We start from the raw sequence: 14,556 nt of genomic DNA on the forward strand, positions 1-14,556 counted from the left end.
CTCTACCGGTCTGCGCGGGGTGTTGATCGACGCGGTGGTAGAGCCGACCGTTGGTCGGCCATCGCGCGCAGCGCGGGCTTTCCGCACATTCCGGTAGAGCCGACCGTTGGTCGGCTATCGCGCGCAGCGCGGGCTTTCCGGTGTCGGAACGGAGAGCAGCCGGGCAGAGCCCGGCTCTACACGAACGCGGGTTCGAGCTGGTTGAACACGCGTGCCAGGCGCTGCGCCCAGGCGAGCTGCCCGGCGCTGTCGGCAATCAGGTCCTGGCGGATTTCCAGTTCCACGTGCGCCAAACCACGCGCTTCGGCATGCACCGGGATCGCGTAGTCGGTGGCATCGCTGACCGCATAGGGCTGGTTGTCGCCCACCACCAGGTCGCCTTCGGCCTGCAGCGCGTGCAGCAGCGCATGCGCGAAACGCGCGTCGCGCTGGTACAGCACGCCGGCGTGCCACGGCCGCGCCACGCCCTGCATCGCCGGGGTGAAGCTGTGCATGGCAATCAGAATCGTCCGCGTGCCGGCAGCAGAGCGGGTATCCAGTTCGTCGCGGATGCGCCGGTGGTAGGGGTCGAAAATTTCCCGCACCCGTGCGTCCTGCGCGGCAGCGTCCAACCCCTGGTTGCCCGGCACCACGGTGTGGTCGCTGACCGGCGCGAACCGGCCCGGCGCACCGGGCGGGCGGTTGCAGTCGATCACCAGCCGCGAGTACGTCTGCTCGATGGCCCAGGCATCCAGCAGGCCCGCCAGTGCGCGGGTGACCCCGGCAATGCCGATGTCCCAGCCGATGTGCCGATCCAGCTCGGCCTGCGGCAGCCCCAGCCCGGCCAGCGCGGCGGGCACCTGCTGGCCGGCATGGTCGGCAATCAACAGGAACGGCGAGCGCCCCCGGGGCTGGTGCACGGTGAACGGCGCGGGATCCGACGGCCCCAGCAGCGCGGCAGCATGCAGCGGGAGGGCGAACGAATCAGCCACGCGGGGTGCCGTCCAGGTGGTGCTCGATCATCCACAGCCCGGCCCACAGCTTGGCGTCCAGCGCGTAGCCCTGGCCCATTTTCTCGACCAGCCACGCCGCCGCGCGCGCGCGCGGAACTTCGTGCACGGTGATGTCCTCGCTGTCGTCGCCGCCACCGGCGCCGATCCGGCGCAGGCCGGTGGCGCGCACGAACGCGATCTGCTCGCTGCTCGCACCCGACGAGGTCGGGCCGATCATCAGCACCTCGGCATGTGCGGCGGTCCAGCCGGTTTCTTCTTCCAGCTCGCGTACCGCCGAGACTTCGATCGACTCGCCGGCGTCGATGTCGCCGACCAGGCCGGCCGGCATCTCGATGGTGTTGGCCTGCAGCGGCACCCGGAACTGTTCGACGAACAGCACGTTGTCCTCGGGGGTGACCGCGATGATGATCGCGGCCAGGCCGCCGGCGTGGGTGCGCTCGCTGTATTCCCAGGTGCCGCGCACGACCATGCGCTGGTACTTGCCTTCGTAGACGACCTTGGGGGCTTGCGTGTTGGGGCTCATGCGAACTCGCTGGCAATGGAAGGGGAATCGGACAGGCCGGCGGCGGCGAACAGGCGGCGACGGGTCAGTGGCCCGAACCGCAGCGCATCGCACAGGCCCTGCAGCATCTGCGCATCGGCGCTGACCCGGCTGAAGTCGGCGGGGCCGCCGTCCAGCGGCGCATCCAGCGCGATGGTGGTCAACTGCCGCCACAACAAGGCGTGCTCACGCTGCTCGCGCAGGCGCACCGCCATCTGCGCGGCGCCACGCAGGCGCAGGAACGGCACTTCGTCGAGGCGTTCGTACAGGGTGTCCAGGCTGCCGAAGTGGGCCAGCAGCACCGCCGCGGACTTGGCGCCCACGCCGGTCACGCCGGGAATGTTGTCGACCGCGTCGCCGCACAGCGCCAGGTAATCGGCGATCTGGTGGGCATGGACGCCGTGGCGGGCTTTGACCCCGGCCATGCCCCAGCGCTGGTTGCGTGCGTAGTCCCACTGCTCGTCGTGCTCGAACAGCAGCTGCGACAGGTCCTTGTCGGCGGAAACGATCACCCCGCGCATGCCCGCCTCGCGGCGCGCGTGCAGGGCGCTGCCGATCAGGTCGTCGGCCTCGTACTCGTAGTGGGCCAGCACCGCCAGCCCGAGCGCCACGCACAGGGCCTTGCAGTGCGCGAACTGGCGGCGCAGCGCATCCGGTGCGGGGTCGCGGTTGGCCTTGTAGGCCGCATACAGCCGGTGCCGAAAACAGCTGTCCAGCGCTTCGTCGAAGGCGATGGCGATGTGCTGCGGGCGTTCGCGCTCAAGCAGGTCGAGCAGGAAGCGGGCAAAGCCGTGCACCGCATTGGTCGGCCAGCCCTGCTGGTCCTGGAACTCGTCCGGCATCGAGTGCCAGGCGCGGAACACGTACAGGCTGGCATCCACCAGATACAGCGGCGGGCGCGGTGCCACGGCGGGGGACGGAACGCTCATCTCAACCATTCCAGTCCTGCAGCAGGGCCGCCGGGTCCGGACGGTCGCGCTCGGGCGCCTCCGTCTTCGGCGTGCCGATATGGATGAAGCCGGCAATGCCTTCGTTGTCGGCCAGCCCCAGGTGGGCATGGACGGCCGGGTCGAAGGCCATCCAGGCGGTCAGCCACTGGGCGCCGAACCCGAACGCCTGCGCGGCCTGGAGCAGGGCAAAGCAGACGCAGCCGGCGGTCATCAGCTGTTCCTGCTCGGGCACCTTGGGGCTGGGCGTGTGGCGGGTGACCACCACAATGACCAGCGGGGCGTGCGAGAACCGCTGGCGGTCCTTCTCCAGCTGCGCCTCGGACACGTTGGGGTCGCGCTGGCGGCTGCGCTCGGCCAGGAAGGCGCCCAGAGTGTGACGTGCATCGCCGGTGATCCGCAGGAAGCGGAACGGCACCAGCTTGCCGTGGTCGGGGACGCGCACGGCCGAGGCGAGCATCCGCGCCAGGGTCTGCGGGTCCGGCCCGGGCTCGCCCAGGTGTCGGGCGGGGACGGAACGGCGCATGTCCAGCGCCTGCAGCGCAGCGGGAAGCAGCATGGGATCTCGATCGGCTTTCACGGGCCTCCGATTATAGTCGCGGCAGTTTGTGACACGGCCTTGGGCGTTCTCGGTGCAATTTGCGACAAAACGTGATGAACATCACCTAATTAACGGGCGGCGTTCACGTGGCTGTACTCGCTTCCCGCGACGGCTCCCCGTACGATACAAGGCCTGCCGGCGCCCCGGTCATGAGGTATGAAGTGAGGACTGCTTCACTGTCCGCTACCGGCCGGCCGGCCTACGATCCGTACGCAGGTGCATGGGGTGTACCTGCGTCGGCTGTATTCACGCTGCTTAGAGTGCCTGCGAGGGTGGGGAGCCTTTTCGCATGATCGCCACGCCCACTGCTACGGGCCATCCGGGTCGCAATGCCGCGCTGCTGACGCTTGCGCGCGATGCGGCGCTGCCTGCGCTGGCTGAATCGTTCGCGACCGTCCTGGCGCGCTTCGACGATGTGCTGTTCGACCGCGCCGGTACCGCAGGCGCGTCGCAGCTGCTGTTCCTGGACGGCATGCGCGAACTGCGCCGCCGCCGCGAGGACATCGTGGTCGGCTTCCGCGCCCATCTGGCCCGCGCCTGGTCGGCGCTGGAGCAGGGCGAGCCGCTGTCGGCCGAAGCCACCCTGGCCGGCCAGATCGAGGACGGCCTGAGCCTGGTTCCCGAGCACGTGCTGGAATCGCGGCTGGCCGTGCGCAATTTCGCCACCGTGCTGCTGCGCGACTGGAAACCGGTGCTGGCCCGTCTGGACCGCCGCCTGGGCATGATCGCCGGCGGCCTGGAACTGAACGCGGACACCAACCCGATCAGCCCCGAACACATCGGTGTGGCCATCCACGAGGCCTTTGCCGACTGCGAGCTGGCCCCGGAAGTGCGGCTGGTGCTGATCAAACTGTGCGAGCGTGACCTGCACGCCCCGATTGGCAAGCGCTACGAGAAAGTGGACGAACAACTGGCCGCTGCCGGCGTGATGCCGCAGATGGCCGCGCCGCGGCGCCCGGCCCCGCGCCCGCCGACGCCGCGCGATGAGCTGGACGAGCTGGTCGACGCGCTGGACACGGCACAGCAGGGCAATGACGACGCGGCCGCGCCGGCCTGGGCCCGGCGGTTTGCCGACCGCTGGGCCGAAAGCCGTGGCCGCATGCAGTCCTCGCACGGCGCCAGCAGCTATGCCGGCGGCGCGGACGGCGCCGACGGCCTGAGCGGCAACCAGGGCATGCTGCTGGAAGCCCTGCATGAACTGCTGCAGCAGACCCGCCATGTGCGCGAAGACGCCACCTCCGCCGCGAGCGTGGCGGTGGGCCAGCAGCGCCCGCTCAGCCAGCGCGAAATGATGTCGGTGCTGTCGCTGCTCCAGGCCACGCCGAGCGCGACCCTGCGCGCGGCGATCGGCGAGGACGGCGAATCGCTGGCCCAGCGCCTGAAGAGCGAAGTGCTGTCCGGCGCCACCCGGCTGGGTGTGGACCCGGGTCAGGCCCGGCTGGACCCGCAGGACGAGGACGCGATCGACCTGGTCGGCATGCTGTTCGACGTGATGCTGGACGAGCGCGACCTGGAAGGCCGCTCGCGCGAGCTGATCGGTCGGCTGGTGGTGCCCTTCGTCAAGGTCGCCATGCTCGACCGCCGCATGTTCGTGCAGAAGACCCACCCGGCGCGCAAGCTGCTCAACTCGCTGGCCGAGGCCTGCGAGGGCAATACCGGCGAGAGCCAGGCCGAGCGCGTGCTGATGGGCAAGGTCGAGGAGATCATCGAGCGGCTGGTGGCCGAGTTCAATGAGAACCTCGCGATCTTCCTCACCCTGGAAGAAGAATTCCGCGATTTCCTGGCCCAGCACCGGCGCCGGATCGAAATCGCCGAGCGGCGTGCCGCCGAAACCCAGCGCGGCCAGGAAAAACTGGAAATGGCGCGCACCCGTGCGGCCGCCGAACTGGACCGTCGCATTGCCGATGCCACCCTGCCGCAGGCCATCGGCGAGTTCCTGCGCCAGCCGTGGCAGCACCACCTCACCTTGAGTGTCCTTCGCGAAGGCGAAGACGGCGCGTCGGTGGGCGAGGCGCTGGCCCTGGCCGACGGGCTGCTGGACGAGGTGGCCGAAGCGCGCCGCCAGATCGTCGGCAAGCCCTGGCTGCAGGCCTGGCACCCGGCGCTGCGCAAGGTGTTTGCCAGCGTGGGCGTACATGCCGATGCCGCCACCAGCGCCATCGACGCGCTGCACGACACGCTGCAGGGCATCGCCGAATCGCGTCCGGAGCTGGAGCGCGCGCTGCCGGAACTGCCGCAGGTGGTGCTGCCGGCACCGCCCGCACAGGAAGCCCCGGCGGTGGAGCTGGGCAGCAAGGTGGATGTCAGCGACTTCGACAATGCCGATGCCGACCGCTTCCGCGGCATGGAGATCGGCAGTTGGCTGGACTTCGTCGACAAGGACGGCAAGGTGCAGGCCGGCAAGCTGTCCTGGGTCAGCCCGATCTCCTCGCGGCTGCTGTTCGTCAACCGTCGCGGCGTACGCTTCTGCGTGGCCTCGCCGGAAGAACTGGCGGTGATGGTGCGGCTGGGCCGCCTGCGCGCGCATATCGACGACGGCGCCTTCGACAGCGCCATGCAGGGCGTGATCGACCGCCTGGACACCAAGAACGCCACCGTCCACTAGGCCGACCCAGCGCCCGCCGATCAGGTTACGATCACGGCACTATCCGCTGAACGACGGGGACAGGCATGGCTGTCGAGGTGTTGGTGGTCAAGGAAGGCGCGCCGGGGGAACGGCGCGTGGCAATGACGCCGGAGACGGCGCGCAAGCTGGCCGCGCTCGGCGCAACCGTTCGCTTCGAGGCCGGTGCCGGGCAGGCAGCCGGCTTCCCGGATGCGGCGTACCTGGACGCCGGCGCGCAGGCAGCCGATGCCAGCGGCCTGTCCACGGCCGATATCGTGCTGTGCGTGCAGCCGCCATCCCCGGCCCAGTGGGCCCAGCTCAAGACCGGCGCCACCCTGGTCGGCATGCTCTACCCGCAGGCCGATGCAGGCCGTGCAGCGACCATCCAGTCGCGCGCGCTGCATGCGTTCCCACTCGAACGTCTGCCGCGCACCACGCGCGCGCAGTCGATGGACGTGCTCAGTTCGCAGGCCGGCATGGCCGGTTACAAGGCGATGCTGATCGCGGCCCAGCGCGCGCCGCGCTTCTTCCCGATGTTGACCACGGCCGCCGGCACCATCCGCCCGTCGCGGGTGCTGGTGGTGGGGGCCGGTGTGGCCGGACTGCAGGCGATCGCCACCGCGCGCCGGCTCGGCGCGCAGGTGGAAGGGTTCGATGTGCGCCCGGAAACCCGCGAGCAGATCGAATCGCTGGGCGGCAAGTTCCTCGACCTGGGGGTCAGTGCGGCCGGTGAGGGCGGCTATGCCCGCGCGCTGACCGAGGAGGAGCGCGCCGAACAGCAGCGCCGGCTCGGCGAGCACCTGCGCCTGGTCGATGTGGTGGTGTGCACCGCCGCCGTGCCGGGACGGCCCGCGCCGCGGATCCTCAGCACCGCGATGGTGCGCGGCATGAAGCCGGGCAGCGTGGTGGTGGACCTGGCCGCCGAGACCGGCGGCAACTGCGAGGCGACCGTGCCCGGGCAGACCATCGACCTGGACGGCATCACCGTCGACGGTCCGCTCAACCTGGCGAGCCAAGGCGCGGTACACGCCAGCGAGATGTACGCGCGCAACCTGTACAACTTCGTCGCGCTGTTCCTCAAGGACGGTGCGATCGCCTTCGACTGGACCGACGAGCTGCAGGCCAAAACCCGCTGGCAGGGCGCGGACGCCGCCGGCTGAGCCGTGGCCCGGCGGCAGCGCTCAGGGCTTTCTGGGCGCGGCGCGCGGCTCGATGATGGGGTTGGCCTTGAGCCAGTCCTGGCGCTGCTCAGGGGTCATGCGCGCCCAGCGGGCGCGCAGCTCATCGCGCTGGGCCGGGTTCATCGTGCGCATCTGTGCGAACAGCGCGCGGGCCTGCTCGCGCTGCTCGGGCGACATGTTCTCGAAGCGGTGGCGGCCCCGCCGCGCCAGTTCGCGCTGCTCGGGCGTCATGGTCTGCCAGCGCTGCCCATGCTGGAGCATGCGCTCGCGTTGCGGCGGCGGCGCATCGTTCCAGCGGTCGCGTACCGGCGCGATCAGCGCCTCGCGCTGCTGCGGCGTCAGCTGCTCCCAGTTGGGCAACGGTGAGGTCTGTGCCCAGCCGGTCGCCGCCAGCGACAGCAACGCCAGACCCAGGATCAGTCGCGGTTTCATCGGTTTCACTCCATTGCCAGGTCGGTGCCGGCCAGCCACACGTAGAGATCGGGATTCTCGTCGAGGACGTCGACGCCGTCATCCACCGTCGTCGCGACGGGCAGGGCGGCCGGACGCGGCGGGCTGACCGTGAAACTGTAGCCCAGACCCAGCGCGGCGACTGCCGAGCAGGCCGTGGCCAGCCACCAGCCGTGCATGCGCGGGCGTGGCGACGTGGCGTGGCGCGCACTGCGCAGCCGCGCCAGGGTGGCCGGGGAAAGCCGGGAAACCGCCTGCGCATGGAGCTGCTGCAGGTCGGCGTCGGTGCAGGAAGAAAGCGGCGGGCGGCTCACGGGTCGATCTCCAGGTGCTGCTGCAGCGCCACGCGGGCGCGCGAAAGATGGGTTTTGACCGCGCCTTCGCTGCAGCCCATCGCGCTGGCGGTGGTGGCGCCATCGAGCTGCTGCAGCACGCGCAGGGTGAAGGCCTCGCGCTGGCGGGCCGGCAGCTGGCGCAGGGCGGCCACCAGGCGGGTGTAGCGGTCACGCTGTTCGTGGGCCTGGGCCGGGCCGGGCGCGCTGTCGGCCCAGTCGATGTCGTGATCCTCCGTGGCCGCGTCGGTACTGCGCCAGAAGCGCAGGCGGAAGCCGCGGCGGCGCTGCAGATCCACCACGCGGCGGCGCAGGATGCTCCAGAACAGCGGCGCCCACTCCGTGGCGGGTTTGTCGCGGTAGGACAGCATCCGCAGCATGCTGTCCTGCACGGCATCGAGGGCGTCGTCGCGCTGGCGCAGGCCGGCTTCGGCAAAGCGGAACGCACGCGGGCCGACATCGGCCAGGAACGCGTCCAGCGATACCGGCAGCGTCGCATCGGTCTCGGTGGGCAGCGTCGGCAGGGGGGGACTCACCAGCACAGGGTAGCGCTCGCGCAGGGGGACAAGGTGAGAACGCCTCAGCGCGCCATCGGTTGACCGGCCTGCAGAACGGTTCAGCGCATGGTTATGATGGGCGGGACGGGATCACCGCCTGGGAGACAGACTGCAATGAGCGACGGGTTCGTGGCGTTGTACATCTTCATGCTGGCCGCCATCGCCGGGCATGTGATCATTTCACGGGTGCCGGTGATCCTGCATACCCCCCTGATGTCCGGGTCCAACTTCATCCACGGCATCGTGCTGATCGGTGCGATGGTGGTGCTGGGCCACGCGCAGACGCCGCTGGAGAAGATCATCGGCTTCATCGCGGTGGTCCTCGGCGCCGGCAATGCGGCCGGTGGCTACGTGGTCACCGAGCGCATGCTCGACATGTTCAAGCCCAGCGCCAAGCGCGACGCCGGGGAGAAGGCGCCTTGAACGTGAGCACCGCGCAACTGCTGCAGTGGCTGGTGCAGGTGAGCTACCTGGTTGCCGCCACGCTGTTCCTGCTGGGCCTGCAGCGCATGGCCTCGCCGATGACCGCGCGCAGTGGCATCCGCTGGGCCGGGCTGGGCATGCTGATCGCCACGGTGGCAACCTTCTTCCTGCCCGATCTGCACAACGTGCCGCTGATCCTGGCGGCGGTGGCGATCGGCACCGGCGTGGCCTGGTGGTCGGCCAAGCGGGTGGCGATCACCGACATGCCGCAGATGGTGGCGCTCTACAACGGCATGGGCGGTGGCTCGGCCGCGGCGATCGGTGCGGTGGAGCTGCTGCGCTTCTCGTTCCTGGCCAATCGCGATACCGCGCACTGGAGCGAACAGGCCATCGCCGAACTGGCCGCGCGCCAGCCCTCGGCCACCGTGCTGGCACTGGCGATCATCGGCTCGGCGATCGGTGCTGTGTCGCTGTCCGGTTCGATCATCGCCTGGGCCAAACTGGACGGGCGGCTGGACCGCCGCGTCACCTTCCCCGGGCAGCAGGCATTCAACCTGGCGGTCGCGGTGGCGATGGTCGGGCTGGGCATCTGGGCCGGCGTGAGCCTCAGTCCGGTGGCGATCATCGCCTTCTTCGTGGTCGCGCTCGCCCTGGGCGTGCTGATGACCCTGCCGATCGGCGGCGCCGACATGCCGGTGGTGATCTCGCTCTACAACGCCTTTACCGGCCTGGCCGTGGCATTTGAAGGGTATGTACTGGGCAACGAGGCGCTGATCATCGCCGGCATGATGGTCGGCGCGGCCGGCATCCTGCTGACCCGCCTGATGGCCAAGGCCATGAACCGGCCGATCAGTGGCGTGCTGTTCTCCAACTTCGGCGGCGGCGGGACCGCGCAGGAGATCAGCGGCGCGCAGAAGCCGATCGAGGCCAGCGACGTGGCGGCGATGCTCGCCTTCGCCGAACGCGTGGTGATCGTGCCGGGCTACGGCATGGCCGTGGCGCAGGCCCAGCACAAGGTCTGGGAGCTGGCGCAGCGTCTGATCGAGCGCGGCATCAAGGTCAAGTTCGCGATCCACCCGGTGGCCGGGCGCATGCCCGGGCACATGAACGTGCTGCTGGCCGAAGCCGGCGTGCCGTACGACCTGATCGCCGACATGGACGACATCAATCCGGAATTCCCCAACACCGATGTGGTGCTGGTGATCGGCGCCAACGACGTGGTCAACCCGGTCGCGCGCACCGACCCGGCCAGCCCGATCTACGGCATGCCGATCCTGGATGTGGTCAACGCGCGCAACGTGGTGGTGATCAAGCGCGGCAAGGGCACCGGCTTTGCCGGCATCGAGAACGCGCTGTTCTACGCCGACAACGCGCGCATGCTGTACGGCGATGGCGCCGGCGCGGCCAGTGCGCTGGTCAGTGAACTGAAGGCGCTCGACGGCGGGCATTGACCGCCGTCGGGAGCCACCGGGGGTGCCGGCCAGCCGCCGGCATCACCGCGCCAGCCACCCGCCGACCACCAGCGCGACGGCCAGCCAGATCGCTTCGAGCGGCCCGTTGGCCAGCTGGATCAGCGTGCTGGCCATGAATGGGCCCATGCGCAACGCAGATTCCCACGGATTGAGCCCCATCGAGCCGCCCAGGTAGGCCGAGGCGATGAACCAGTTGGCCGCCAGGGCCACCAGCACGGTGGCCAGCATGGTCACCACCACCCGGGTGGCCCCGGGCCGGAAGGTGCCCAGCCGCAGCATGAGCACCACGTCCAGGGCCGCCAGAACGGCCATCCAGCCGGCCTGTTGGCCGCTGAGGAGGGCGATGAACAACCAGGCCAGCGTGGCCGTGGCGATACCAAGCAGCAACAGCGGGGGCCAGAGCCAATGACGGGGCCGGGCAGACACGGACGTGGGCGACATTCGATCTTCCTGTAAGTCCCCACAGGATACCGGCTTGCGTGGCGACCGGCGCGTGGCCGGCGGGTGGGCTAAAATGGCGGCCTTGCGGGAATTGGCCGCGACCCCATATCCATCCACATGTATTCCCGTAGCAGTGAACCTGTCCACTTCGAACGCGACTGCGAGGCCGTCATGGTCCCGCAGGGCGAAACGGTGACGCTGCCGGCCGGCAGCTATGGCTATATCACCCAGGCACTGGGTGGCAGCTACACCGTGTTTGTCGAAGGCAATCTGTTCCGCATCGCCGGCAAGGACGGCGACGCCATCGGCAAGGAACCGCCGCCGGCGCTGGAACTTCCGGAAAACGCCTCCGACGAGGAAGTGGAAAAACTGGTGTGGCAGCAGCTGCGCACCTGTTTCGATCCCGAGATTCCGTTCAACATCGTCGATCTGGGCCTGGTCTATGAAGTGGACCTCAAGCACCTGGACGATGGCCAGCGCGAGGTGGACATCAAGATGACGCTCACCGCGCCGGGCTGTGGCATGGGCGAGATCCTGGTCGACGACGTGCGCAGCAAGCTGGAAATGATCCCGACGGTGGCCGAGGCCGACGTCGAGCTGGTGTTCGATCCGCCGTGGGGCCGCCACATGATGTCCGAGGCCGCCCGGCTCGAAACCGGCATGCTGTAACCGCTCCGCCGCGCGTTTGGTGGTGGTGGCGTTCCCCGTAACCAGAACAGGAAATATCCGGTGTCCCAGTCTTCCGTGAGCTTCAGCACCACCCGTTCGGCCCACCCGCGCAGCAGCGAGGAGCGCGATGGCATTCTGGCCGCGCCCGGTTTCGGCCTGCACTTCACCGACCACATGGTGGAAGTGCGCTGGGACAAGGACACCGGCTGGCACGATGCCAGCGTGCGCCCGTATGGCCCGCTGCAGCTGGACCCGGCCGCGGCGGTGCTGCATTACGGCCAGGAGATCTTCGAAGGCATCAAGGCCTACCGCCACGCCGATGGCTCGATCTGGACCTTCCGCCCGGATGCCAACGGCCGCCGCCTGCAGCGTTCGGCGCAGCGCCTGGCGCTGCCGGAACTGCCGGTGGACATCTTCGTCGAATCGCTCAAGCAGATGATCGCCGTGGATGCCAGCTGGGTGCCGTCGGCCGACGAATCCAGCCTGTACTTCCGTCCGTTCATGATCGGCGATGAAGCCTTCCTCGGCGTGCGCGGCGCACACAAGGCCGGCTACTACGTGATCGCCAGCCCGGCGGGTCCGTACTTCGCCAAGGGCGTGGCGCCGGTGTCGATCTGGCTGTCCACCGAATACGCCCGCGCCGCCAAGGGCGGCACCGGTGCGGCCAAGTGCGGCGGCAACTACGCCGCCTCGCTGCTGCCGCAGCAGAAGGCGCAGGCGCAGGGCTGTTCGCAGGTGCTGTTCCTGGACCCGGTGGAAGGCAAGTACCTGGAAGAGCTGGGCGGCATGAACGTGTTCCTGGTCTACAAGGACGGCACGCTGGTGACGCCGGAACTGTCCGGCAGCATCCTCGAAGGCATCACCCGCGAAAGCATCCTGCAGCTGGCCCGCGACCGCGGCATGAAGGTCGAAGAGCGCAAGGTGAGCATCGACGAGTGGAAGCAGGGCGTGGCCTCCGGCGACATCGCCGAAGTGTTCGCCTGCGGCACCGCTGCGGTGGTCACCCCGATCGGCCAGCTCAAGGGCGAAGGCTTCGCGGTGGGCGACATCAACGCCCCGGCCGGTGAGGTGACGATGTCCCTGCGCAAGGAACTGACCGACATCCAGTACGGCCGCCTGCCGGACCGCCACGGCTGGCTGGTGCGCCTGGACGCCTGATCCGGTCCACGCCCTGATCGCGTTTTCCCGAAGGCCCGCCTGGCAACAGGCGGGCCTTCGCGTATCTGCGCCTGCCGCGCGGTGGCATCTGCAAGTCGTTGTTGCGCAACGAGATGTCCGGGATTTGTCGGGAGAGACAGGAAATGGACTTGAAAAGCCCGTTCATGTGGCGGTTTCTGTCGTGAAAGTTCCTTCACCTTCACAAACCGTTGACCCGAAAAGTCTCAGATCGGAAGTTTCACAAGACTGAAAAGGCATTGACACGTTGTTGCGTGGCGGCGAAACCAATAGCGTCCGTCGTCGGGCGGTTTTTGTTAGGGGAAACCGATCCAACAACCGGTCGCGATCACTGCCAAAGATCCGTAGCCACGGATCGCGCCGGATTCTCGCCGCATAGACGGCATCCTTCTGTCTGAAAGGGAAATCCGATGTCTCATGATTCGCAACACCGTTTGCGTCAGCGTGCATTGGTTGTACTGGGCGCGTCCGTACTCACCTCGCTGCTGCTGGCGTCGCCGGCAATGGCCGGTGACGTGCAGCTGAGTGGGTTGTCCTCGGCGCCGACCCACCAGCGTTTCATCGTGAAGTACAAGGACGGCAGCAGTGCAGTCGCCACGCCCACCGCACTGGCCAGCTCGCTGAAGGCAGCCGCCAGTGCCGTGCCCGCCGCCCAGGGGCGCGCGCTGGGCCTGCAGAAACTGCGTCAGCTCGCCATCGGTCCGACTGTGCTCAAGACCGATCGTCCGCTCGATCATGCCGAATCGGAACTGCTGATGCGCCGCCTGGCGGCCGACCCGAACGTGGAATACGTCGAGGTCGATCAGCTGATGCAGGCGACCCTGGTGCCCAATGACGCGCGCCTGTCCGAGCAGTGGGGCTTCGGCACCAGCAACGCCTCCATCAACGTGCGCCCGGCCTGGGACAAGGCCACCGGTACCGGTGTGGTCGTGGCGGTGATCGATACCGGCATCACCAACCATCCCGATCTCAACGCGAACATCCTGCCGGGCTACGACTTCATCAGCGACGCCGCGATGGCGCGTGATGGCGGCGGCCGCGACAACAATGCCAACGATGAAGGCGACTGGTACGGCGCCAACGAGTGCGGCTCCGGCATCCCGGCGTCCAACTCGAGCTGGCACGGTACCCACGTGGCCGGCACCATTGCCGCAGTGACCAACAACAGCACCGGCGTGGCCGGTACCGCCTTCAATGCCAAGGTCGTGCCGGTGCGCGTGCTCGGCAAGTGCGGCGGCTACACCTCCGACATCGCCGATGCGATCGTGTGGGCCTCCGGCGGCACCGTCAGCGGTGTGCCGGCCAATGCCAACCCGGCCGAAGTGATCAACATGTCGCTGGGCGGCGGTGGCACCTGCTCGACCACCTACCAGAACGCGATCAACGGCGCGGTGTCGCGCGGCACCACCGTGGTCGTGGCTGCCGGCAACAGCAACACCAATGTGTCCTCGTCGGTGCCGGCCAACTGCGCCAACGTGATCGCGGTGGCTGCCACCACCTCGGCCGGCGCCCGCGCCAGCTTCTCCAACTACGGCGCCGGCATCGACATTTCGGCACCGGGCCAGGCGATCCTGTCCACCCTCAACAGCGGCACCACGGTGCCGGGCGCAGCGTCCTACGCGTCCTACAACGGCACCTCGATGGCGGCGCCGCATGTGGCCGGCGTGGTCGCGCTGGTGCAGTCGGTGGCGCCGACGGCGCTGTCGCCGGCCGCGATCGAGACCCTGCTCAAGAACACCGCGCGCGCACTTCCGGGCGCATGCACCGGCGGTTGCGGTGCGGGCATCGTCGATGCCGATGCCGCGGTCACTGCCGCGCTCAACGGGACTGGCCCCGGCCCGGGCACCGGCACGGTGCTGCAGAACAACGTTCCGGTCACCGGCCTCGGCGCCGCCAGCGGTGCATCGCTGGCCTACACCGTGAACGTGCCCTCGGGCAGCGCGCAGCTGAAGGTCACCATTGCCGGCGGCAGCGGCGATGCGGACCTGTACGTGCGTTCGGGCAGCGCCCCGACCGACACCGTGTACAACTGCCGCCCGTACCTGAGCGGCAACAATGAAACCTGCACCATCAGCGCCCCGGCAGCGGGCACCTGGCACGTGCGGGTGAAGGCCTACACGACCTTCTCCGGCCTGAGCCTCACCGCGCAGTACTGATCGACGGCTGCAA

General features: G+C 68.9%; 15 protein-coding genes. 7 read left to right on the forward strand and 8 right to left on the reverse strand.

Annotated elements, in window-relative coordinates; genetic code table 11:
- Positions 1-176: 176 nt before the first annotated feature.
- From ACO6VK_RS19040 to ACO6VK_RS19055, 4 genes are read right to left on the reverse strand one after another with little or no spacing between them, the layout of a single operon-like run.
- The gene (locus ACO6VK_RS19040) at positions 177-971 is read right to left on the reverse strand and encodes an N-formylglutamate amidohydrolase (protein WP_422509887.1); all 795 of its coding nucleotides are present in this window, start codon (positions 969-971) and stop codon (positions 177-179) included.
- Positions 964-1,515: an NUDIX hydrolase gene (locus ACO6VK_RS19045; protein WP_422509889.1), complete on the reverse strand. Its 552-nt coding sequence runs from the start codon at positions 1,513-1,515 to the stop codon at positions 964-966. The genes ACO6VK_RS19040 and ACO6VK_RS19045 overlap by 8 nt, the downstream gene beginning before the upstream one ends.
- On the reverse strand, positions 1,512-2,462 hold the full coding sequence (locus ACO6VK_RS19050) for a 5'-3' exonuclease (protein WP_422509891.1): 951 nt from the start codon (positions 2,460-2,462) through the stop codon (positions 1,512-1,514). Before ACO6VK_RS19050 ends, ACO6VK_RS19045 begins: the two co-directional genes overlap by 4 nt.
- Before the next feature lies 1 nt (position 2,463).
- Positions 2,464-3,039 carry a nitroreductase family protein gene (locus ACO6VK_RS19055; protein WP_422509893.1) on the reverse strand — a complete coding sequence of 192 codons (576 nt, stop codon included), beginning with the start codon at positions 3,037-3,039 and terminating at the stop codon, positions 2,464-2,466.
- Between the two features lie 331 nt (positions 3,040-3,370).
- On the opposite strand from ACO6VK_RS19055, the gene ACO6VK_RS19060 reads away from it, so the two are divergent.
- Together ACO6VK_RS19060 and ACO6VK_RS19065 are read left to right on the forward strand one after the other, a co-directional pair.
- Complete coding sequence (locus ACO6VK_RS19060) at positions 3,371-5,686, forward strand: DUF1631 domain-containing protein (protein WP_422509895.1); 2,316 nt, start codon at positions 3,371-3,373, stop codon at positions 5,684-5,686.
- A 65-nt stretch (positions 5,687-5,751) separates the two neighbouring features.
- The gene (locus ACO6VK_RS19065; protein ID WP_422509897.1) at positions 5,752-6,846 is read left to right on the forward strand and encodes an NAD(P) transhydrogenase subunit alpha; all 1,095 of its coding nucleotides are present in this window, start codon (positions 5,752-5,754) and stop codon (positions 6,844-6,846) included.
- Positions 6,847-6,867: 21 nt separating this feature from the next.
- Here ACO6VK_RS19065 and ACO6VK_RS19070 read toward each other — a convergent pair whose 3' ends face one another.
- From ACO6VK_RS19070 to ACO6VK_RS19080, 3 genes are read right to left on the reverse strand one after another with little or no spacing between them, the layout of a single operon-like run.
- Complete coding sequence (locus ACO6VK_RS19070) at positions 6,868-7,299, reverse strand: DUF3106 domain-containing protein (RefSeq protein WP_422509899.1); 432 nt, start codon at positions 7,297-7,299, stop codon at positions 6,868-6,870.
- A 5-nt stretch (positions 7,300-7,304) separates the two neighbouring features.
- Complete coding sequence (locus ACO6VK_RS19075; RefSeq protein WP_422509901.1) at positions 7,305-7,631, reverse strand: hypothetical protein; 327 nt, start codon at positions 7,629-7,631, stop codon at positions 7,305-7,307.
- Positions 7,628-8,191 carry an RNA polymerase sigma factor gene (locus ACO6VK_RS19080; RefSeq protein WP_422509903.1) on the reverse strand — a complete coding sequence of 188 codons (564 nt, stop codon included), beginning with the start codon at positions 8,189-8,191 and terminating at the stop codon, positions 7,628-7,630. Before ACO6VK_RS19080 ends, ACO6VK_RS19075 begins: the two co-directional genes overlap by 4 nt.
- Positions 8,192-8,320: 129 nt before the next feature.
- Between ACO6VK_RS19080 and ACO6VK_RS19085 the strand changes: the two genes are divergently transcribed.
- Positions 8,321-8,629 carry an NAD(P) transhydrogenase subunit alpha gene (locus ACO6VK_RS19085; RefSeq protein WP_019182396.1) on the forward strand — a complete coding sequence of 103 codons (309 nt, stop codon included), beginning with the start codon at positions 8,321-8,323 and terminating at the stop codon, positions 8,627-8,629.
- The gene (locus ACO6VK_RS19090; RefSeq protein ID WP_422509906.1) at positions 8,626-10,080 is read left to right on the forward strand and encodes an NAD(P)(+) transhydrogenase (Re/Si-specific) subunit beta; all 1,455 of its coding nucleotides are present in this window, start codon (positions 8,626-8,628) and stop codon (positions 10,078-10,080) included. The genes ACO6VK_RS19085 and ACO6VK_RS19090 overlap by 4 nt, the downstream gene beginning before the upstream one ends.
- Before the next feature lie 42 nt (positions 10,081-10,122).
- On the opposite strand, the gene ACO6VK_RS19095 is transcribed toward ACO6VK_RS19090, so the two are convergent.
- The gene (locus tag ACO6VK_RS19095; protein ID WP_422509908.1) at positions 10,123-10,542 is read right to left on the reverse strand and encodes a hypothetical protein; all 420 of its coding nucleotides are present in this window, start codon (positions 10,540-10,542) and stop codon (positions 10,123-10,125) included.
- Between the two features lie 117 nt (positions 10,543-10,659).
- Here ACO6VK_RS19095 and sufT point away from each other — a divergent pair, with 117 nt between their 5' ends.
- The 3 genes from sufT to ACO6VK_RS19110 all read left to right on the forward strand — a co-directional run bounded on the left by sufT (position 10,660) and on the right by ACO6VK_RS19110 (position 14,543).
- Positions 10,660-11,211 carry a putative Fe-S cluster assembly protein SufT gene (gene sufT, locus ACO6VK_RS19100; RefSeq protein ID WP_411849986.1) on the forward strand — a complete coding sequence of 184 codons (552 nt, stop codon included), beginning with the start codon at positions 10,660-10,662 and terminating at the stop codon, positions 11,209-11,211.
- A gap of 60 nt (positions 11,212-11,271) precedes the next feature.
- The gene (locus ACO6VK_RS19105) at positions 11,272-12,369 is read left to right on the forward strand and encodes a branched-chain amino acid aminotransferase (RefSeq protein ID WP_422509911.1); all 1,098 of its coding nucleotides are present in this window, start codon (positions 11,272-11,274) and stop codon (positions 12,367-12,369) included.
- 428 nt (positions 12,370-12,797) lie between these two features.
- Positions 12,798-14,543 carry a S8 family peptidase gene (locus ACO6VK_RS19110; RefSeq protein ID WP_422509913.1) on the forward strand — a complete coding sequence of 582 codons (1,746 nt, stop codon included), beginning with the start codon at positions 12,798-12,800 and terminating at the stop codon, positions 14,541-14,543.
- Positions 14,544-14,556: the final 13 nt, after the last annotated feature.

It is taken from the genome of Stenotrophomonas sp. GZD-301, from assembly GCF_049310345.1.
In the GTDB taxonomy this organism is placed as follows: Bacteria; Pseudomonadota; Gammaproteobacteria; order Xanthomonadales; family Xanthomonadaceae; genus Stenotrophomonas.

What these genes read in the sequence shown, in the direction of transcription:
- ACO6VK_RS19055 (WP_422509893.1), bottom strand. Translation starts at nt 3,039, where the DNA reads ATGCTGCTTCCCGCTGCGCTGCAGGCGCTGGACATGCGCCGTTCCGTC.
- sufT (WP_411849986.1), top strand. Translation starts at nt 10,660, where the DNA reads ATGTATTCCCGTAGCAGTGAACCTGTCCACTTCGAACGCGACTGCGAG.
- ACO6VK_RS19110 (WP_422509913.1), top strand. Translation starts at nt 12,798, where the DNA reads ATGTCTCATGATTCGCAACACCGTTTGCGTCAGCGTGCATTGGTTGTA.
- ACO6VK_RS19060 (WP_422509895.1), top strand. Translation starts at nt 3,371, where the DNA reads ATGATCGCCACGCCCACTGCTACGGGCCATCCGGGTCGCAATGCCGCG.
- ACO6VK_RS19045 (WP_422509889.1), bottom strand. Translation starts at nt 1,515, where the DNA reads ATGAGCCCCAACACGCAAGCCCCCAAGGTCGTCTACGAAGGCAAGTAC.
- ACO6VK_RS19085 (WP_019182396.1), top strand. Translation starts at nt 8,321, where the DNA reads ATGAGCGACGGGTTCGTGGCGTTGTACATCTTCATGCTGGCCGCCATC.
- ACO6VK_RS19050 (WP_422509891.1), bottom strand. Translation starts at nt 2,462, where the DNA reads ATGAGCGTTCCGTCCCCCGCCGTGGCACCGCGCCCGCCGCTGTATCTG.
- ACO6VK_RS19065 (WP_422509897.1), top strand. Translation starts at nt 5,752, where the DNA reads ATGGCTGTCGAGGTGTTGGTGGTCAAGGAAGGCGCGCCGGGGGAACGG.
- ACO6VK_RS19095 (WP_422509908.1), bottom strand. Translation starts at nt 10,542, where the DNA reads ATGTCGCCCACGTCCGTGTCTGCCCGGCCCCGTCATTGGCTCTGGCCC.
- ACO6VK_RS19070 (WP_422509899.1), bottom strand. Translation starts at nt 7,299, where the DNA reads ATGAAACCGCGACTGATCCTGGGTCTGGCGTTGCTGTCGCTGGCGGCG.